This window comes from Lysinibacillus sp. OF-1 (assembly GCF_028356935.1).
GTDB lineage: Bacteria > Bacillota > Bacilli > Bacillales_A > Planococcaceae > Lysinibacillus > Lysinibacillus fusiformis_D.
In genome coordinates this window covers 1,965,240-1,985,262 of sequence record NZ_CP102798.1, presented here as the reverse complement: position 1 = coordinate 1,985,262, position 20,023 = coordinate 1,965,240, and the positions used below count along the sequence as shown (strand labels likewise).

The 20,023-nt window shown below is 41.8% G+C and carries 22 protein-coding genes and 1 pseudogene; 3 read left to right on the top strand and 20 right to left on the bottom strand.

What is annotated here, in order from left to right:
* Positions 1-365 precede the first annotated feature (365 nt).
* From NV349_RS09510 to NV349_RS09500, 3 genes are all read right to left on the bottom strand, one after another.
* Positions 366-1,088: a toast rack family protein gene (locus tag NV349_RS09510; protein WP_230594005.1), complete on the bottom strand. Its 723-nt coding sequence runs from the start codon at positions 1,086-1,088 to the stop codon at positions 366-368.
* Positions 1,089-1,197: 109 nt separating this feature from the next.
* Positions 1,198-1,578 (bottom strand): SRPBCC family protein, encoded by a 381-nt coding sequence (locus NV349_RS09505; RefSeq protein ID WP_271913138.1) that lies wholly within the window; start codon positions 1,576-1,578, stop codon positions 1,198-1,200.
* Positions 1,579-1,607: 29 nt separating this feature from the next.
* On the bottom strand, positions 1,608-2,816 hold the full coding sequence (locus tag NV349_RS09500; protein ID WP_271913135.1) for an MFS transporter: 1,209 nt from the start codon (positions 2,814-2,816) through the stop codon (positions 1,608-1,610).
* Between the two features lie 144 nt (positions 2,817-2,960).
* On the opposite strand from NV349_RS09500, the gene NV349_RS09495 reads away from it, so the two are divergent.
* Complete coding sequence (locus NV349_RS09495) at positions 2,961-3,818, top strand: LysR family transcriptional regulator (protein ID WP_101966775.1); 858 nt, start codon at positions 2,961-2,963, stop codon at positions 3,816-3,818.
* Between the two features lie 38 nt (positions 3,819-3,856).
* Here NV349_RS09495 and NV349_RS09490 read toward each other — a convergent pair whose 3' ends face one another.
* Positions 3,857-4,417: an XRE family transcriptional regulator gene (locus NV349_RS09490; RefSeq protein ID WP_036128998.1), complete on the bottom strand. Its 561-nt coding sequence runs from the start codon at positions 4,415-4,417 to the stop codon at positions 3,857-3,859.
* A gap of 151 nt (positions 4,418-4,568) precedes the next feature.
* Between NV349_RS09490 and NV349_RS09485 the strand changes: the two genes are divergently transcribed.
* Positions 4,569-5,438 (top strand): DMT family transporter, encoded by an 870-nt coding sequence (locus NV349_RS09485; protein ID WP_101966597.1) that lies wholly within the window; start codon positions 4,569-4,571, stop codon positions 5,436-5,438.
* A gap of 33 nt (positions 5,439-5,471) precedes the next feature.
* On the opposite strand, the gene NV349_RS09480 is transcribed toward NV349_RS09485, so the two are convergent.
* From NV349_RS09480 to NV349_RS09455, 6 genes are all read right to left on the bottom strand, one after another.
* Positions 5,472-6,470, bottom strand: coding sequence for a sensor histidine kinase (locus tag NV349_RS09480; RefSeq protein WP_101966596.1), 999 nt, complete (start codon positions 6,468-6,470; stop codon positions 5,472-5,474).
* Positions 6,467-7,138 carry a response regulator transcription factor gene (locus tag NV349_RS09475; protein ID WP_101966595.1) on the bottom strand — a complete coding sequence of 224 codons (672 nt, stop codon included), beginning with the start codon at positions 7,136-7,138 and terminating at the stop codon, positions 6,467-6,469. The genes NV349_RS09480 and NV349_RS09475 overlap by 4 nt, the downstream gene beginning before the upstream one ends.
* 1 nt (position 7,139) lies before the next feature.
* Complete coding sequence (locus NV349_RS09470) at positions 7,140-8,120, bottom strand: alpha/beta hydrolase (RefSeq protein ID WP_089932299.1); 981 nt, start codon at positions 8,118-8,120, stop codon at positions 7,140-7,142.
* Between the two features lie 486 nt (positions 8,121-8,606).
* Positions 8,607-9,026 (bottom strand): DUF1801 domain-containing protein, encoded by a 420-nt coding sequence (locus NV349_RS09465; protein ID WP_036129019.1) that lies wholly within the window; start codon positions 9,024-9,026, stop codon positions 8,607-8,609.
* A 41-nt stretch (positions 9,027-9,067) separates the two neighbouring features.
* Entirely contained in the window at positions 9,068-10,879 is a 1,812-nt protein-coding gene (locus NV349_RS09460; protein WP_271913129.1) for an ABC transporter ATP-binding protein, read from the bottom strand.
* Positions 10,876-12,609, bottom strand: coding sequence for an ABC transporter ATP-binding protein (locus NV349_RS09455; RefSeq protein WP_271913127.1), 1,734 nt, complete (start codon positions 12,607-12,609; stop codon positions 10,876-10,878). The genes NV349_RS09460 and NV349_RS09455 overlap by 4 nt, the downstream gene beginning before the upstream one ends.
* Before the next feature lie 206 nt (positions 12,610-12,815).
* On the opposite strand from NV349_RS09455, the pseudogene NV349_RS09450 reads away from it, so the two are divergent.
* A pseudogene (locus tag NV349_RS09450) lies at positions 12,816-12,944 on the top strand (daunorubicin/doxorubicin resistance ABC transporter ATP-binding protein DrrA); the annotation flags it as partial.
* 198 nt (positions 12,945-13,142) lie between these two features.
* Here the strand turns inward: NV349_RS09450 and NV349_RS09445 are convergent.
* The 10 genes from NV349_RS09445 to NV349_RS09400 are packed head-to-tail and all read right to left on the bottom strand — an operon-like array spanning position 13,143 to position 19,972.
* Complete coding sequence (locus NV349_RS09445) at positions 13,143-13,826, bottom strand: hypothetical protein (RefSeq protein WP_271913126.1); 684 nt, start codon at positions 13,824-13,826, stop codon at positions 13,143-13,145.
* Positions 13,823-14,317, bottom strand: a complete 495-nt coding sequence (locus tag NV349_RS09440; protein ID WP_271913125.1) for an ECF transporter S component — start codon at positions 14,315-14,317, stop codon at positions 13,823-13,825. Before NV349_RS09440 ends, NV349_RS09445 begins: the two co-directional genes overlap by 4 nt.
* A 32-nt stretch (positions 14,318-14,349) precedes the next feature.
* Entirely contained in the window at positions 14,350-14,742 is a 393-nt protein-coding gene (locus NV349_RS09435) for a bifunctional adenosylcobinamide kinase/adenosylcobinamide-phosphate guanylyltransferase (protein ID WP_036129029.1), read from the bottom strand.
* A complete protein-coding gene (locus NV349_RS09430; RefSeq protein WP_249645782.1) occupies positions 14,694-15,290 on the bottom strand; it encodes a histidine phosphatase family protein in 597 nt (198 codons plus the stop codon). Before NV349_RS09430 ends, NV349_RS09435 begins: the two co-directional genes overlap by 49 nt.
* Positions 15,263-16,039, bottom strand: coding sequence for an adenosylcobinamide-GDP ribazoletransferase (cobS, locus tag NV349_RS09425; protein ID WP_271913123.1), 777 nt, complete (start codon positions 16,037-16,039; stop codon positions 15,263-15,265). Before cobS ends, NV349_RS09430 begins: the two co-directional genes overlap by 28 nt.
* A 21-nt stretch (positions 16,040-16,060) precedes the next feature.
* Positions 16,061-16,636, bottom strand: a complete 576-nt coding sequence (locus tag NV349_RS09420; RefSeq protein WP_271913121.1) for a bifunctional adenosylcobinamide kinase/adenosylcobinamide-phosphate guanylyltransferase — start codon at positions 16,634-16,636, stop codon at positions 16,061-16,063.
* Between the two features lie 13 nt (positions 16,637-16,649).
* On the bottom strand, positions 16,650-17,258 hold the full coding sequence (locus NV349_RS09415; RefSeq protein WP_249645785.1) for a histidine phosphatase family protein: 609 nt from the start codon (positions 17,256-17,258) through the stop codon (positions 16,650-16,652).
* Complete coding sequence (gene cobD, locus NV349_RS09410; RefSeq protein ID WP_271913119.1) at positions 17,255-18,349, bottom strand: threonine-phosphate decarboxylase CobD; 1,095 nt, start codon at positions 18,347-18,349, stop codon at positions 17,255-17,257. The genes NV349_RS09415 and cobD overlap by 4 nt, the downstream gene beginning before the upstream one ends.
* On the bottom strand, positions 18,336-19,292 hold the full coding sequence (gene cbiB, locus NV349_RS09405) for an adenosylcobinamide-phosphate synthase CbiB (protein WP_036117330.1): 957 nt from the start codon (positions 19,290-19,292) through the stop codon (positions 18,336-18,338). The genes cobD and cbiB overlap by 14 nt, the downstream gene beginning before the upstream one ends.
* Entirely contained in the window at positions 19,292-19,972 is a 681-nt protein-coding gene (locus tag NV349_RS09400) for an adenosylcobinamide amidohydrolase (protein WP_036117329.1), read from the bottom strand. Before NV349_RS09400 ends, cbiB begins: the two co-directional genes overlap by 1 nt.
* Positions 19,973-20,023: the final 51 nt, after the last annotated feature.

Genomic DNA, 20,023 nt, shown 5'->3' with positions numbered 1-20,023 from the left:
GCTACCATAAAATAAGCGCCAAATACAAAGGATGTATTTGACGCTCCTATTATTGTTTGGGTACTTCTACTGTAAATGGTTGGAACTTCACTTCTTTATAGGCTGATGGATTGAATGGGATATGTGTTTCTTTGCCATCAGCGTCTATTTGAACGCTCCCACCTCCTGATGGAATGGAAACATAAGGCGTAATGATTAATTTTTCAACGTGTTGTGCTATTGGATCAAAGGCTTTGTTCCATACTTGTTTCCCCTCCTTCCATACTTAGAGTCTTTTATCCAAGCAAAAGGTTTCACTTTTATTTATTTTTTTGGCCATACAAAAAGTAGACTACTGTATTTTAAGTAGCCTACTACATTTTCCTTTATTGATCTAATTTAAAGGTAATATCTCCGACACCCAATTCCGAATGAACCTCTAGCACAACATCTGCCTTATCATAGGCTTCGTTGACATAGACACCCTGGCCTTTGGATACAAGACCCTCTATATTTGAAGATCCGATGCCCTTCTCTGTCGTTAATTTGACACCAACCTTTGATGGTAAAATAACGGTTGTTTGACCGACGCCTGTTTCAATCGATGTCTTAAAGCTCTTTTTCCAATCGCCACCTAAATTAACCGTTACATCACCGACACCTGCATCAATATCAAGCTTTTCCAGCTGGAGCCCCTGTAAATCTAGGTTTGCAAGGGATGCGCCTGTTTCAACTGTCAAATCCATCGGGATACTGTCATTCAGTTGGATTGCCCAAGTGTTTTTAATATTTGAGATTCCTAGCTTTGTAGAGCCTTTATGCTGAATATCCACTTCTCCCGTATCGCCGTGGACATCATAGTCTACCTGTGGGGCTAGCTTTTTAATATTATAGTCGGCCTTGCCCTCTACCCATTCCTTCGCACCGCTCGATACTGTCAGTTCACCAACACCTAGATCAATGTCTACCTCTAATGCTTTCACTTTATCCTTTTCTACCAAGATGGCTTCCTCTCGCATCTTGTTGTTTGGAATAAAGGAGAAACACCCCGATAAGACCAATACAGATGTACCCATTATGACACCTAAACCAACTAATTTTTTCAACATGATTTCCTCCCACCATATAATCTACCAATAATTTCATTATATAGGAGTCAACCTTTTAAAATACGACCCTGCGCTCGAAATTTATCTAAGACCTAAGACGTAGGGTTCGCTACTGATAAGGGATATCTCCCCCTTCCAGCAATGCCTTTAAATTAGCCAGCGAAGCCTCATAGCCTGGTGAGTTAAAGCTTACAGTTGTCCCCTCGTGCTGTTGTACTAGCGTAATGGCAATCAACGTTTCCGGCACCTCTAAGTAAAAGGAAAACTCCTCATGTTTTTTTACGTGCTGAATCGTGAGCTGCATAGGTAGCTTTTCAGATAGCTGATTATGCGCATTAGGCATTAACGTAAACGTTATCTTTTCACCATCTGCGAGTTTAGGGATATCCCAGGTGGAGCCTGGTGCATACCATTGCAAGAGGAGTTGTTCCTCTGTAATCGCTTGCCACACGCTATCTATTTTCGCATCAATCCAAATCGAACTGGTCATTCACCATTACCACCTTTTTCTGTTTTCCATTATTTTACCGAATTTTCAAACGATAGACTACTTTGGGATGTTCGGTATAAATGAAATGCCCCAATGATGATGAACATGGCCATGAAATCCAAGGCTATTTGATGACTTGAGAAAACAGCAACTAAAAAACCATACAACGTTGGTGCTAAGACAATAAAAAATTGATTAATCGTTAAAGCTGCACTCACGGTAAGTCCCACAGCTTGAGGATCAGAATGCTCGGTGACACAGGTAATATATAAGGAATACCAGCCGAGTGCTAAAAAACCAAACACACCACAAAAAATAATCATCAAGCTCTTCCCATGTATGACAAAGGGCAAACAGCCAATCATCATAAATGTGGCAACCATGACAAGTACTAACAATGACGCACGTTTATGAGCGAAATATCGGTCACCCAGCCAAGCAAGCACAATTCTCCCTAGCATGCCTCCCAGCAAAATCAAACTTAAATAGCTCCCTGCCTCTGTTAATGTATAGCCGCCCTCTTGATGTAAATAGCTCATAAAATGAGCAATGATGACCATTTGTAAGGACATCATGACAATGCCGACAAAAAATAGAGGATAGAGCGCTCGATTATGTTGAATAGCCATCATCTTTTCTTTAAAGGAAATAGGATTTGCGGCAACGGTTACGTGCTGTTTTGGTTCATGATACAGCAGTAAAAATAAAAGTCCCCCACCTATCGCCACTAACCCCTGTACCAAATGCACAGTGGACAGATGGTGCTGTTGATATAAATACGTTAGTACAATAGAAGAAAGTGCCCCACCAATGGGGATACCTGTCTGGCGAATACCAATAGCAAGCCCACGATGCTTATCTGGAAACCACTTCACAATAGCGGTACTGCCGCCAGTTTGTGCACTGCCATACCAGATACCAACAACTATTAATACGAGCAGCAATGTCGTATAATGGTTCACAGGTATTAACAGGAAGGCTGACAGGCCCAGTATAATGGAGCCCCATCCAATAATCTGCTTTTCTCCTTTTTTATCCATAAGGTAGCCAAATAACAGCATGGAGAAAATCGGCCCTATATTGACGGCTGAAACAATCAGTCCAGTTTGAAAGGACGTTAAGTGCCATTCCATTTGATAAAAAGAGGCAACTGGCCCCATCCCATAGGTGACAAAGGTTGAAGCTGTCTGTGACAGTGTAGCCACTAGTAAAATAACCCATTGATAATATGTATGCATGTTAACCCTCCATCAGGTTGATACCGCTTTATTTATGCAGTATACCTTGTCGCTACCTAGAGTTTACGTTGACTGATAGCATACGTAAAATTGAGGAAAATGATAGCAGCTATCAAAAAATTTAATAGGTGTGTGACGAACAATATGAACATTGAAGACATTGCCTTAAAAATAGAGCTTTTAGAAAGGCAAAACTTAAGTAAATCAGCTGAAATCACTAATTATACACAATCTGCCTTAACTTCGAAGGTAAAAAAAATAGAAAGTGAAATTGGACAGGAGATCTTTAAACGAACACCACAAGGTTTAAAGCTGACGGAGGTAGGTAGCCATTATTTACAATTTTTAAAACAGGTTGCCCAAAACTATGAAGAATTTTTACAAATGATCGGACCTGCTCAAACGAGCCTCCATTTTGGAACTTCTCATACAACCATTAAAATTTATGGTGCATCCATTATGAACGAACTCCAAACGAGTCATAGTCCAATTGATGTCGATTTCACTGTCGAATCAAGTACATCTTTAAATCACAAAGTACATAATGCTGAGCTGGATTGTGCACTGACTAGTAATCCAACTAAACAGTATGCCGATTTAAACTATGATCTAATTGCGTCAGAAACATTTGAGGTCATTTCAAGCCCTTCTCATGTCATCGATTTTGAGCAACGAACGCCAGTAACACTACTCGTCTTAAGTAAAGGCTGTATGTATACACATGCATTGGCACAATGGCTAACAATGAAGCAAGTTCCTTTCACAATGAAAGAAATTAAATCCGTTAGTAGTATTCTTGATTTTTTAGAAATTGAGCATACGATTGCAGTCTTAAATACGAAATTATTGGCACTTTATCATTGCCCTGACCTGCACTTTTATGACATGGATGATCTCAATAAAGTAATTGAAACGGTCTTTATTTATCATGAAAACGACAGCAAGCATTCCTCTATTATGCAATTAAAGCAGGTAATAGAGTCCTTGCTTGAAACGGAATAGTATCGAATACAGCAAGGCTTCGCTAGTCCTTGCTTATTCTATATTAATGAAGGTGTTAGAACGAATAATACGTGGATGCTGTCATTGCTTTTATTGAGGAAACGATGTCGAACATTCGGCGGAATCCGCACAACATCCCCTTCCAATAGCTCATACTCTTCTCCTTCTAGCTCTACATAGCCTTGCCCCCTCATCATCACTGCTATCTCTTCTTTATCATTGTGACAATAATGACTTTCCGTGGTCACTGCGTGTGGATTTAATTCCATCATGAGCATGTCAATTCGAGCTTTCATAAAGTCAGGTGTTAATACATCATAGACAATATGATCCTTGTTTTCTCGATATATTTTTTTGCGGTTGTGCTTGCGTGAAATAAGTGTACTTGTATCGATATCATGAATAAAAAGTGTAAACAATGGTACATGTAAAGCCTTTGCAATTAACTCCAGCACACTTAACGATGGATTCGCTTGTCCACGTTCGATTTGACTAATTAAAGAAGTACTAATGCCTGCGTAATCTGCAAACTCTCTAATGGTCATACCATTTTTCTTCCGATAACTTAGTACGGTTTGTCCTAATTGATGATACTGCATGGCACGACTCCTTTTTATCATAATGTGTATTTTTCTAGTTTTGTGCTGATATTCTAAAAACCCTATTTTATTGAGGAAGACTACACTATAATAGGTTAGGCAATATTATTAATCTTGTTTATTATTATAAACAAATACATAGGAGTTCATCATGTTTTATTACATCTCTTTATTTTTTGCTGTCTTTGCATTATCGACTTCAGCTATTTTTGTCAAGCTTGCCGATGCGCCACCAGCCATTACGGCCTTTTATCGATTATTTTTTGCGCTACTAGTGCTACTCCCCTTTTTATTAGCGCAAAAGGGATTGCGACAGGAAATGACGAGCCTCTCCAAAAAACAGTGGGGACTGGGCATTTTATCAGGATTATTTTTAGCCTGTCACTATGTCTTATGGTTTGAATCATTAAACTACACATCGGTGGCTAGTTCAACAGTCATTGTAACACTACAACCTTTATTCTCTTTAGTGGGAAGCTATTTTTTATTTAAAGAACGTTTTTCTAAAGGAGCAATTGTTGGCTGTTGCGTAGCCATTATCGGTTGTTTCATCATCGGCTGGCAGGATTTCCAGATTAGTGGACAAGCTCTTTATGGCGATATCCTTGCCTTTATAGCGGCAGGTATTATTACGGCCTACTTTTTTATCGGACAATCTGTTCGCAAGGATTTATCACTTGTTCCTTATTCGATCATTGGCTATGGAAGCAGCTCCATCTTCTTAGCGGTATACGCCCTCTTTATGCAGGAATCGTTCTTCGACTATTCAGCATCCACTTGGTGGTCTCTTGTAGGATTAGCCGTTATTGCAACGATTTTTGGGCAAACCATTTTTAATTGGCTATTGAAATGGTTAAGTACAACCGTTATCTCGATGAGCATTTTAGGCGAAACGATCGGTACATGTATATTAGCTTATTTTATTTTAGATGAGATGATTTCTATTCAACAAGGGATCGGCATTATCGTCATTTTACTAGGACTTGCGCTCTTTTTACTGCAACAACGAAAATCTCATTAAGACAAAACAACGGCAAAGGCTGCCGTTGTTTTGTTATTGCAGGGACTTTTGGGCAAAGCCAAAGGAAGTCCCCGTGTCGTTTGATTGTAATGAAACGTCGATGTTCAATGTTTTGGCAATGTCCTGTATAATTTTGAGCCCAAGTCCTGCATAATCGGCATCAGGCTCGAAGCCGACTCCATCATCACACATGAACACTTGACCATTCTTTATCGAAACCTCTAGCTTAGTTGCTTGGGCATGCTTTAATGTATTTTGGAAGACATTATCAAATAAACGTTGTAGCCATAATTCATTGCTAATCCAAATAGCATGTGGGTCGTCATGGTGAAAATGCAGGGCTATGTTTTGCATGCGATATAAATAACGCCACTTCTTCATCATCGTTTCTAGTAGCTGTGCAAGCTGGATTTCCTCCTGGACAACAAAGGAATTTTCACTTGTATCAAAGGCTTGTAACTGAAATGCATTTGTTAAATTCGTTATATAGTGGATTTGTGCATTTAAGGATTCCACCAATTTCGGCTGCCCTTGTAATTGATCTTCTAGAAAAAATAACTGTAAACGTATGGCCGTCAAGGGCGTATGGATGTCATGTCGTAACTTTTGCAGCAGCTCTTTTTGGAGCTCCTGCTGCTGCGCTAACTCTAATTCTCGGTAAGTCGTCCGCTCAATTAAGAGATTGACAGACTGCATAAGCTGTCCTATTTCATCCTCACTACTAATTGTTAACGTATTTGGTATCCGTTCATTACTAGCTAATTCCCGTATCGTTTTATTGAGCATCGTGATTTTTGACAATAAAGAATGGATAGTTGTTGAGAATAATAATGCTAACAGTCCTAATGACAGCACAAACGCTACGAGCATAATAGGATAGGCAAAGGATTCATGAAACGGAATGCCTTCATTTTTCAATTTAAAGACCTTGTCATAAACAAGAGCTATAGCCACACTAATGCTTAATAACACAATTGGTACACTAGCAATCGCCAAAAATAATAAAGTACGGTATTTCGTTTTTAAGGTCATTTTTTGATGTAGGTATTCAAACGATACCCTTCTCCATAAATATTTTGCACAATGCCGCCTGCTGGATCATGTAACTTTGCTCGAATCTTTTTAATATGGACATTGAGAATATTATGATTGCGTTCATCCAGTGGCCAAAGATAGTCGAAAAATTGATCCTTTGTTAACACTCTGTCTCGATTGTCAAATAAATAAAAGAACATTTTCCGCTCTGTCGCTGTCAATGCAATTTCATCATGAAGATTTTGATTAAACACTTTACGCCGCTCCCCATCAATAAATAAATGCTGGATTTGCGTCAATGTACCATATTGCTGGCTCAACATTTTTTGCATCCTAAGCAAAAGCTCACGCGGGTCAAATGGCTTTGTCAAATAATCCTCCCCGACCGTTAAGCCCTCTAGCTTACTATCAATATCATTTCGTGCCGATAGAAAAATAATGGGGATATTTAAGCCTAATCGTTTAATATTTTTGCTTAATTGATAGCCATCCTCTCCTGGCAGCATAATATCCATAATGACTAAATCCACTTGCTGAATGAGTGACATAATGTCTCGACCATCTGTTTTCCAAATCGCTTCATAGCCTTCTCGCTGTAGTATTTTTTGTAGCAAATCCCCAATCATTTGATCGTCTTCTACAATTAAAATGGTAAATCCTTTCATATTATCGACCTTTCTTATCAGCATTCGTTTTCATAAATATCATGGCTAGTTGATAGATTTCATCGGGTTGATAAAGATAAATACTATGTGTGCCACTGACCTCTTCCACCTGTGCATAGGTGAATTGCTGTGCAAAGTCTGCATAATCCTGCCTTTTCTGCTTCGTATATTGCGAATCTTTATTGTCTTCTGCAATGGCATCAATCAGCAAGATTGGCGTGTTTTGCGGCTTTGGAAGCTGTTCTGATTGTAAACTATTTTCATAGACCTGTAACAGCTCATTTTTCATATCCTCATTAAAAAACTGTCTAAAGGACAATGCCTGATACATTTTCTTTTCCTCTGCTGTTAAAAAGGACATTTTCAATACTTGCGGATTATAGACCTGTGATGGCAGAAGTCGGTGTAAACCCATTCTAGTTGCTAGACTCATCCCCTTCACCATCCATCTATCGACGGTTCCCATTGGATGCTTTACATATTGACTAGGTAAACCAATGTCCAGCGCGATGATTCCCTTTACTTCTTCGGGGTATTTTTGTGCCCAGTAAATGGCTTCTAGCCCTGAAATGGAATGTGGTACGAGTATATAAGGAGGCTGAAGACCACTTTGTAGCAGAGCCTCTCGTGTTTGCGCTAGGATTGTCTCAATGTCTCTTGCATCATGGGCTACATCACTATAACCATAGCCAGCTCGATCCACTACGGCTATTTGATGGTGCTGTGAAAACTTACGGTACAGCCCCTTTAACTCATACACTGGGGCTGCAATACCTGAGCCTGCCATAAATACATACGTGTCCTCGCCAACTCCCTCCTGATAGACATTAATTTGATGACCGTCGACGTCTACTAGTGTGCCATTATTTTGTAAAATAGCAGATTCCTTCTGTACTAAATAATAATGGTAGATCCAAACAACCACCATTCCAAGCATGATTAATGCTCCTATGTATACCAATAATTTCTTTAATTTCTTCATACGTAGCTCCTCTCTGTTCATACTTGCAAGGATACACATTAAAAATAAATTTCTAATTAATTTTTGGAGAAAAATTATAGTTGCACACTTCCTAAAATGACTCAGCCATCTGACCCCGATTGAATATCGGCACCAGATGGCTGAATAGCTTTGAACGATTCATTTTATTCCAATAGTAAAATCATTAGTAGTATAATAGGACACTGTTAAAGCATTTGGACTAGCTATCTCTAAATATCATCTGTTTACTTTTTTTAACTTCTCTGTAATATCTAGTATCACTGCTCTTACCACTTCCTTTTATTTAAATACAATGAAAGCCGCAATAATGTTACACCCTCTTTTTTGTTAGTATTTTTAGACGTATCCTGTATATATACGTTGCAAATGATTTAGCCAAGGCATTAAATTGAGACCATTTGCAATATACGTTGCAGTGATTCCATAAAAAAACTGCCTACATTGAGATAGGCAGCTTTCTTAGTATTAAGCATCTGGATAGTTTTTTTGTACAAAGTCGATGGTTTGTTGTATAAGGGCTTTTAGGATGTCTTCATCCACATCCGCAAGCTTATTAATATACACGCAGGCTTTCCCCGTTGTGTGCTTGCCAAAGTGCTGTAATAGCTGCTCTCGCTCATCACCTGGGGCGAAATACAGGCTAATTTTTGCTTTGCGTGGGGAATAGCCAACACGGGGTGCATCCCCTTCATGCCCTGTTTTGTATTTGTAATGATAGCTACCAAAGCCGATAATACTCGGTCCCCACATTTTGGCTTCATAGCCTGTGACCTCTGTAAAAATGTCCAATAATCGAAAGGCGTCTTCTCGTTTTTGTGGATGGTCCACATTTTCAATAAATTCAATGACACTTGCATCTGTTTCTTTCATTTTTAATTCATACATGTCTATCCCTCACTTTCTGGAAGATGTACCTTTATTATTCCCTATTCTACCTGCTCTAACAATAATTTTTGCTGGAGATGACGATAAATACCCTGCTGCTGCATTAACGTTTGGTGATTACCTTGCTCGACAATTTCCCCCTGTTGAATGACGAGAATTTGATCGGCATTCTCGATTGTTTTTAAACGATGGGCTATGACAAAGCTTGTGCGTCCCTGCATTAAATGCTGTAAGCCTTTTTGAATATCGACCTCTGTTTGCGTATCCACACTCGATGTCGCTTCGTCCAAAATTAAAATATCAGCATTCTCTAAAATAGCACGAGCAATGGCGATGAGTTGGCGTTGTCCCTGACTTAAATTAGCGCCACCTGCCTGCACAGGTGTATCGTATTGGGCTGGTAAATATTTAATAAAGTGATGGGCATTCGCAATTTTCGCCGCTTCCACGACCTCTTCATCTGTGGCATCTAGCTTCCCAAAGCGAATGTTTTCACGAATGGTGCCAGAGAACAAATACGTGTCCTGTAAAACTACGCCTACTCTTTGGCGAATGGTCGCCATTTGATAGTGTTCGATATTGTGCCCATCAATCAAAATTTCCCCTTGATCCACGTCATAGAAACGCGTCAGTAAATTAATAATCGTCGTTTTCCCTGAGCCTGTCGGACCAACAAGAGCGATGGTCTCTCCTGCCTTGGCATGGAAGTGAATATTTTTTAACACAGGCTTATTTGGCTCATAGCTAAAAGATACTTGCTGGAAAATAACATCCCCTTTGAGCGATGCTGCCTCGATGGCATGAGGCTGATCTGCTACCTCGGATGGTTCATCTAGAATCTCAAACACACGCTCTGCACCAGCAATGGCCGACTGAAAGGTATTTAACAGATTCGATAACTGATTAAGCGGACGGAAAAATTGCCGTGTATACGTCACGAAGGCGGCAATGATCCCAACTGTAATGATGCTCTTCACGGCTAAAAAGGCACCCGTTCCGATAACGACAGCTAAGCCCAAGTTATTCATAAAGTTATTAATCGGTCCTAATAAGCCAGAGGTAATTTCTGCACGTTGGGCGGAGTTTCGCAGATTTTCGTTTTGCTGATGAAACGTATCAATCGTTTGCTGCTCCTTCCCAAAAAGCGTGAGAACCTCCGCACCCGTAATCATTTCCTCAATATAGCCGTTCAGCCTGCCAAGATCCCGTTGCCTTGCTGCATAGTTTTTACCACTGCGCTTAATAATTTGCTTGGTTGTGAACACAATAAGCGGAATAATAATCAATGTCACAATGGCTAACTGCCAGCTCAATGTGAACATCGCGATACTGACACCAATGACAGTTAAAATAGATGACACGATTTGCGTCACACTTTGCGCAAGGGCCGTATTTAAATTATCAATATCATTTGTGACACGGCTCATTAAATCACCAAGTGCACGCTGATCAAAAAATCGTAATGTGAGCGTTTGAAGCTTATGAAACAGTTCCAGCCGCAATGTCCGAATTGTTTTCATCGCCACATGAATCATGACATAGGTTTGCAGCCATGTCAGAATAGATGCTACCGTAAAAATAACAGCTAAGACGATACCTAAACGGATCGTGCCGTCGATATCCTTTTTCATAATATAATCATCAATAATATGCCCAATCAAATAGGGCCCTGCTAGACTTAAAAAGGTAGAAGCAACGACAAAAAAGATGGCTAAAAACATCCCTACTTTTTGCTGTTTGACATAATGCCATATTCGGAACAGTGTTGCTCTTTGATTTTTCGCCTTCTCAGATGGCCCTCCGATACGTGGGCCACGTCCAAAATTCATTTGCTTTGGTTGATTTTGACTCATTTTTGTTCACCAGCCTTTTGCTGCGACGCATAAATGGCTTGATAATGCGTATTGGCTTGTAGTAACTGCTGATGGGTTCCTTGCCCAACAATGTCGCCATCCTCTAAGACCAAAATCATATCAGCCTGCTGTATCGAGGCAATTTTCGACGCTACGATCAATGTCGTTGTGTCTTGATACTGTGTGGCAATAGCCTGCTGCACATGCTGCTCCGACGCACTATCGAGCGCGGAGGTAGTATCATCTAGCACTAGAATGGCAGGCTTACGAATAAATGCACGGCCTAAAGCAAGGCGCTGCTTTTGCCCGCCCGATAAATTTGTAGCTCCCTGTGACAATTCATGGGCTAAGCCTTTATCAAGTCGCTCCACAAATTCACTCGCACAGGCTGCCTCTATTGCCTGTTGTATTTCCTCGGCTGTCGCTTCATCCTTGCCGAGTCGAATATTTTCTTCAATTGTTCCAGAGAACAATAACGCTTTTTGGGAGGTAAAGCCGATATGCGCACGTAATGTAGCGAGGGCATACGATTTGAGTGGTCTGCCATCTAGGCGAATTTCACCATCTGTTGGATCAAATAAGCGAGGAAGCAGCTTTACTAGCGTTGATTTACCACTACCTGTTTTTCCAATGATGCCTACCGTTTGCCCAGGCTTTACAGAAAAAGAAATTTTTTTGAGGACATCCTCTGCTGTATCATAGTATCGATAGCTCACCTGATCGAAGTCAATCGCACCTTGTATGGATGCAGAAATCGCCTGTTCCGATTCCTTCACCGCTATGTCTTTATTTAAAATATCCACAATCCGTTCGCCTGAAGGCAATGCTCGTGCAATTTGCATTAGCACCGTACTAGAAGACATTAAGCCATTTAAAATAATCGTTAAATAGTTGATAAACGCCAGAATGACCCCAACTTTCAAAGTACCCGCCTCTACCTTAATGGCCCCAAGCCAAAGTGCAGCTACAATGCCCAGATTGACAATAAACATCGTAAAGGGCACAAGTACCCCTACGATTTGCTCTGCAGTGATGAAACGCTTTGTCAGCGCCTCATTTAATTCTCCAAATTGTGCCACCTGCTGTGTCTCACGACGAAACGCTTTGACCACACGAATACCCGCCAAATTTTCCTGTAACTTCGTATTGACCCCATCAATCGCCTCCTGAACACGACGATACAGCACACCTGAATACTTTGTAAAAAAATACATGGCGATCATCAACAACGGCACGATAATGAGAAGGATGGAAAAAAGCTCACGCGCTGTCACAAACACGATAATCACTGCTCCGATAAAAAGCAAAGGCCCACGCACAAAAATACGTAGCGTCATCATAAACGCGCGCTGAATACTTTCCACATCACTTGTTAAAATCGTAATCAGCTTCCCTGTCGTAAACGCATCCCGCTCCTTGGCTGAATACGTCATCATCTTCTCATAAAGAGCCTGTCGAACATCCGATGCAAAATGAATCGCTGCCTTCGAGCTGTAGTACGAGCAACCGACTCCACCAATAAGCCCCAGCACTGCGCTGCCAAGCATCCAGACAAACATAGTCAATACATAACGATTATCCCCGTTGGCAATCCCTGTATCAATCATATGCTGCATGATGGTTGGCTGAATTAAATCCATCGTCACCTCTAGCACCATCAATAACGGCGCAATCAAAGTGAAAAATTTATAAGGCCCCAAATACTGCCCTAACTGTTTAACTACCTGCATACATTCGTCTCCGTTCTATTTAAATCCCATTCGTTCCTCATTATAACTGAAAATCATTCCCATTTGGCAATAATTTTTCGGGTCTCGTAATATTTACAACCCTATCAATCATTTAAGTTAGGTGCTATCTAGCATATTTTTAGCCAGTTAATATTCAGTTCATTGATGTCATGTATGATCTGTTTGTAGATATAAGGGGAAATTCCATGGGAGCATCACTAGCAACGAATGTCGAGTGGGCAATTGAAGCCAATCGTTTGGTTAAGCTTTTTGGAAATAATCGTGCTGTTGATGGTGTCGATCTGAACGTTCGTGCTGGAAGCATTTACGGTGTGTAGTGATGGTGGCAATCTTGGCCCCTCTCACAATACGTGCTTATATGCGCAGGACATAAACCTTGAAAATAAAAGCTTTGTAATAAACAAGGGAACGCCCGGATGTGGACGTTCCCATTGTTATGCCAATAAAGCTGCGTTTTCCTGGCCATGCTCCTTGCATTTACTTAGGATGACCATTGCTCGAAGCAAGCCCTGTTACAGTGTAATGATGCGTAGTTTTTCGAAGTTTCGCAGGAAAAGCTTTTGTGCCTGTTGCTCTTTATTAGGATCAATGCCTAGCAAAGTGACCGTGCAGGGCCCTGCGGATTTTGTACAATCAACAGAACTTTCAACACGCTGCCCGCTAAATAGACGGGCGAATTCTCCTTGCAGCCCCTTTGATCCAACAGGCCATACTTGCTGAACCATTTCCGCTCGCCATGCCTGAAAAATTGGCTGCAACTGTGCAACATCTTCAGGCTGAGCCAACACTTCCTCGCCCACAAGTGGCAAGCCATAGGTGTACCAGCTAAGCTGTTCATGGTCAAATGCACAGCGCTGTTGGCTCTCCCCTAGCATCGTAATAGCTAAACCTGATTGCAATGTGGGCATATTGGATTCTGTACTACCTGCAATGGCTGGACATGTAAGACCCGCCTCTTCAAACACTTGCTGAATGCCTTTCTCATAGGGTGACCATGCGGCATCACCAGAAAAATTAGCAAGTAGTATTTGGATGGGCAATGCCTGCGCGGCAAGCTGCTCTAAAAACGATACACGTGCCGTCATATAGGCTGTCAATTGATCGGATGCAGACACAATATCCTGAGGTTTTTCTCCAATGGCTGCCGCATTATCCATTGTCGCAACCAACGAGCCTACTTTCATCGCATTTCTCACTGTACACGACCTTCCTTACGCACAAAAACCTTTGACAAAACGGGCATAACTACAGCGACAATCACTAAATTGATTACCGTTGCCATCAGAATACTCCCTAACGCTCCCCAGAAAAATGCTGGGCTAATAATAAAATAAAACGGAAGTGGCGCCACAATGCCGTTTAATACTAGGGCAACGGGCCATTTCCAAAAATGCATGCCTTTTTTATGCATCACACCAAAGACCCAGACAACCATCAACATTTCTACGGCAATTAGTAGATGTAGAGGACCTAGTGGAAATCCAGCCGTGAGCGCTGTAATAAAATGACCGATCAGCCCAGCGACACCTGCTAGTAGCGGTGATAAAAAGACAACCCCTAAAAAGGCTGGAGCCGAGTCTAGAGCCGCCGTTGAAATAAATGTTGGCACTTTAATCATTGCCCCTACAGCACAAATGGCCGCTACCATTGCCGTCAATATCCATTTCCTTAATCTTTGTCGTTCCATGCCTTCTCCTCTTTTCTATCTGAGTGTTTACCTTATTTCAGCTGTTCAGCCAATCCATACCAAATTCGTACAACTTGCTCTGCTTCCTTGAACAAAGCTTGGTATAAACGACCACATGAATCTCTTAGTAGACGTGCTTGCTTTTCCATCGGCACAACACCACGCCCCATATCCGTGACAATGAGCACTAATCTACATTGTTGTTCTAATGTCTGTACTGTTGCTAGCACCGTTTGAACCACTTGTTCATCTTCCTCCAAATTTTGTGTCACGAGCCATTTTTCTAAATTTTTTATGACGAGGACATCACAGGCTGGTGCCACCTCTGGTAATTCGCCATCAAGCATTACCATCTGATGCTGTTCATACAAACCCTTCACATAGTCGGTTTTGCCGTTATAGGCGCCTCCGATAAAGACATGCATCTTGCTCCCTCCTCCCAAGCCTTTCTTGAAAACGTTAAAACAAATTGTTTGTCATGTGGCACTTGATAGGACCAAAAAGGCTGCTCTGTTGGGGCAAAAGCAACGAGTAACGCACGAATGACCCCGCCATGAACAACTAAATAATAATGATCCTCATCCTTTGGTAAATGGTTGAAGCCGTCTATAACACGCGTTACAAAATCATCAAACGCTTCGCCTTGTGGTGGGGGCGTGTGAATCGGATCGTCAAGCCATGCACAATAATGGGCATTCATTTTTAATTCCTCATAAGTTTGCCCTTCAAACGCACCAAAGTTTGTCTCACGAAAGCGTGGCTCTGTCTGGTAGCTTGCATTCGGAAAATAATGAGCCGCTGTTTCTCGGCAGCGTAGTAAATCACTGCCATAAACCTTATCGACATTCGCATCTACAACAGCAAGCTCGGTTGTCGCTGCTAATGGTGCGTCCGTCCAACCAAGATAGCGCTTTTCTAAATTTTCTTTCGTTGGTGCATGCCTCATTAAGCACACAGTAACAATGTCACCCATAGCACAACCTCCATCCCTTCAATCGATGCACCTAGTAAATCACCTGATACGCCACCAAAATTACGCAACGTAAATTGGCGAAAAATAAAAAGCGCAATGGCTAAAACGATCACTAATATAATGGGTAGCAGAGAGAACTCAGTAAAGACAAATACAGCCGTTATAGCTAAGAGAAGCGATAACAGCAACCATATTTGCAATAGCTTGGCATTAATATGAGACTTAAAAAAATAGGCAAGGCCTTTTTCCTTGGAGCAGTGGAGTGACATAAAATAAAAGCTCATACCCACCCTCGTTAGAAATGGCACATATAACACCATCCATAAAGCGAATTGCTGCTGTACAAATAGCTCATGTAGAATGACAAATTTACCCATTAATAAAAACACGACAGACAATACCCCGAATGCCCCTACACGAGGATCATCTAAAATCTCCAATCGTTTCTCTCGATCTCGATAAGAAAAATAGGCATCGCCCATATCGATAAAGCCATCTAAATGTAAACCACCTGTCCATAAAGCAAATAGCCCTATGACAATAAAAGCTAGCATCACTTCACTGCTTGCGGTCCACTGCGTGAGACTATACAGCACGGCTGCCACCGTCGTCCCCATCAAAGCCCCTATCCACGGTAAGCAAGCGAACATGCCTGTGATGGTGAACCTCGTTAATGGTAACTCTTTATGTACTGGCAAAACCGTAAAAAATTGAAATGCCAATAGCAGGCTATGCCAAAAATTTTTCATCGTCTTGCCCTCTTTCTCGATTTATTTCCACCTCTTCACAATACCGTCATTCATCTCATAGGCCTCCTGTGCCATTGCAACGAACCATTGATGGAATTGTCCGAGTGTTCGTCGGTATAATTCTACTTCATCACTATTATAAGGTGGCTCATCAAACAGTTCATTGGAGACAACAAAAAAAGCCATGTTCTTCTTTAGTAGTGACTGAATAGCCTGTTTAACAATCTGTAGCTTATTTTCTAAACACCCAGGCCGTTGTACACACGGTGTCCCACTGTCATAGCCTTCATAAAAAGCATTGGTCAGCCAAGTTGTGACGCAATCCCACAGCACCACATCCCCATCTTGAAGTGTCTCAAACACCTCTGCTATCGCATATGGGGCCTCCACCGTCAGCCATTGGATAGGCTGTGCCTGTCGATCTGCCTGATGACGATGAATCCGCTTCTCCATTTCACGATCTACAGCAAGACCAGAAGCCAAATATATCAAACGTTTTGCAGTACTAAACTGCGTTTGATATTGCTGCATCGCTGCTTGCTCAGCAAAATGAGATTTACCACTACGCACACCACCTGTAATAAAAATGAGTGGCATTTTCAGGCACCTCCTATTGTAAATGATGCAAATTACCGATATCTTGGACAAGCCATTGTTGAGCTTGTCGTTCAATCACTGTCACACTCGTCCCATGAATATATGGCGCTGCCCACAGCTCACTAATGCTACGCTGTAAAATAGCGTTGATAATACATTTAATGGTGACGGCATGAGAGACAATGAGGATTGATTCATCCCGATATTGGGCTGCTATTTTTTTGAGTGTAAACATCGCTCTTTCTGTCACAGCGCCAAAGCTTTCGGTATGAGTAGCAATAAACTGTGCTGGATAGTTTGTATATAGCTCATAATCCAGCTTATTCGTCGCCATTATCTCCTCAATGGTATGACCTTGCCATTCCCCTAAATAGATTTCTCGTAAATCATCTTCATAGGCAATAGGCAGCTGGCGATTAGCTGTGAGAATAGCCATCGTCTCTCTCGCACGACCACTTGAGCTACAATAAGCAGCAGCAAAAGGGATTTGTTGCAGTTGCTTGTGTAGCCGTTCAGCCGCTGCTCTACCGTTTTCTGTTAATGATGAATCCAGCCACCCCTGTAGTCGTTGCTCTTGATTCCATTGTGTTTCCCCATGTCTTACTAGATAAAAAGTTGTCACTTTTCTCTCCCCTTATTTGCGCTAAACCAAGCTTGCAGACAATTATGTAAAGAAGTCATGGCCGCAATATCTTTTATTCCAATACGGAACCATTCACCCTGTAAACCTTGAAAATTTTTCGTATGACGCAGAACAATACCTTGTGCTAGACAATAGGTGAAAAAGGTATCTGCCTGCTGTGTTTTTGGTAGTGAGAAGCACACATAATTGGTAACGCTATTGGTTACTTGACAGCCATTTTCTTGTAAATAACGATGCAGCCATTCTCTTTGCGCTGTCGCATAGCTAATGGCTTGCTGACAATAATGCTGTTCATCTAAACAGCTCGCACCAATAACAAGCGCAAAGGCATTTAAATTCCAATGAGGCAGCATGTCCTTTAAAGTGCTCACAATGGAAGCATGTGCAACTAAATAACCTAGACGTAAACCTGGAATCGCATACATTTTAGTCATCGAACGTACGACAATGACATGCGGTTGTTGTGTACTATTATGAATTAGCGAATACGCCTCATCTACCCAATCCATAAAGGCTTCATCAATGACAAGCTCACAGTTAACGGCAGCTCCATGCTCTATTAAGGCAAGTAAATCTTCTTTTTTCGGCAGGACGCCCGTCGGATTATTAGGTGTACAAATATAAACTGCGTCTGCCTCCATCATTTCATGCTGTAGCTGCTCCATAGGTAATGTGTACTCGATGAAGTCTGTCACCAAAACGGGCACAATATCAGCACCCACTGCACGCAATGTTCGCTCATATTCAGAAAAAGTCGGATGCACAATGATGACACGCTTTTTCGTATAGCGTCTTGCTAGCACACTAAAAAGCTCTGATGCCCCGTTACCTAATAGAATCGTATCCTTTGCCACTTGATGAAAAGCTGCAACCTTCGTTAAAAAGGGCTCTCCATCAGGATCTGGATAACGTTGAATTAGCGGATAAAATGTACGCCACCGTGCCTCCACAAAGGATGGCGGTCCCGCGGCATTCACATTTTCACTAAAATCATACACTACTTCAGGCATAGTTAAGCCTAATTGCTGATACACATTATGCGGATTTGCTCCGTGATTAGGTAATGGCATAAATGAACACCTCCACTGCTAGCATGACAAGCGTAAAGAGAACTGTGGCAATACGCATATGAAGAATAGATGTAGCAATATGCTCCTTTGTTAAAGGAACTAATTTTTCTCCCATAATTGCTCGATGAGAGACAACACCCTTATACGTATTTTTTCCACCGAGCTGTACACCGAGCTGCACAGCCGTCGCTGCCTCTAAATAGCCACTGTTTGGACTTGGATGCTTTTTCGCATCCTGTGCCCATCGCTTTAAACGCTTGCCAAGCGAATAATTTGTTTCATTTTTTGTGCCAAGCACAATTAGCAAGCCTGTAATACGACTTGGAATAAAATTCAGCACATCATCAAGCTTGGCAGAGAACATGCCAAAGTCTTTGTATTTTTCATTTTTATAGCCGACCATCGAATCTAATGTATTGACAGCCTTATAGCCCCATAACCCAATTGCCCCAAATAAAAAGGCATAAAAGAGCGGTGCTGTCACGCCATCGCTTGTATTCTCAGAAACCGTTTCTACCACACCACGCACAATTTCATCTTCATCCAGCTTCTCGGTATCACGTCCAACAATCCACGACAGCTTGACACGCGCTTCCGCAAAATCACCTTTGACAAGCGGCTCATAGACAGCCATTGCCGCCTCCTTCAAGCTACGCTGTGCCAGTCCAATCCCAATGAGAAGCCCTTCTACTAGAATGCCAAAAATGATACTTACCTGATAACTAAGGAGCAGAATCAATGTCACTATAAACATGGTCGTCCCAACAACAGCAAGTGCCATCACCATCCCACGCAGCTTTCGCCATTTGCCCTTATTCCATAGAGCTGTTTGCGATTGAATCAAATGTCCAATCCAGCGTACAGGATGGGAAAGCTTTGGAGGGTCTCCTACTAATAAATCGAAAACAAGCCCTATGATACAGGCAATTACGATAGCAATCATCAAGCTCTCTCCTCTTTATCTTTTTTGTATTTCCTTACAGCCTCACGCATCGTTTCATAGACGCCATAGCCAATGACCTTGCCGAGCATCGTAATGGGGCCTGCATACTGATGGTAGTCCCCCTCTTCTGTGGAGGCAATTAGCAAGCTATCGGTAGAAGTACCTGTAGCTTGCGTACCTGTTGTTGGGTCTGTAATAGCTTCATCCACTAACGCCTTCACCTTGGCTTCTGTTGTTGAAATCATTGCCTGAAATAGTGCTTCATCCGATAGCTTTCCGTTGATGAGCACCCATGTATTAATCGTCCCTGCATGGTACTGCTCCTCCCGATGAAAAGCACGTGTAATATCGACCGCATTACCTAGCCCCGCAGTAATCATAATGACAAGTTGGATGCCTTCAAATGTAAAGTCGCGAATGGTCGCAAATTGGGCCTGAACGGCCGTCATCATGGCTACAGTGTTGTGGGGCGGAAAGCCCTGTGCCTGCAAAAATTGCTGTAATTCCTGATGGGGTTGCCGTTCATCATAAGTAATGGGTACTGTTCGATTCATGAGATGCGTATAATGTCCAAAGCCTGGATTATGCATGGCGGAGGATACGACCTTCATAGGTGAAGCTGTTTGAAGAGCAACATAATGATCAAATAGTTGAATATGGTCTTTCGTCAGTATAGGCATTTCATCGCCTCCTCGCACGAGATAGTTACGGAACATAAAAAAACAAATTCT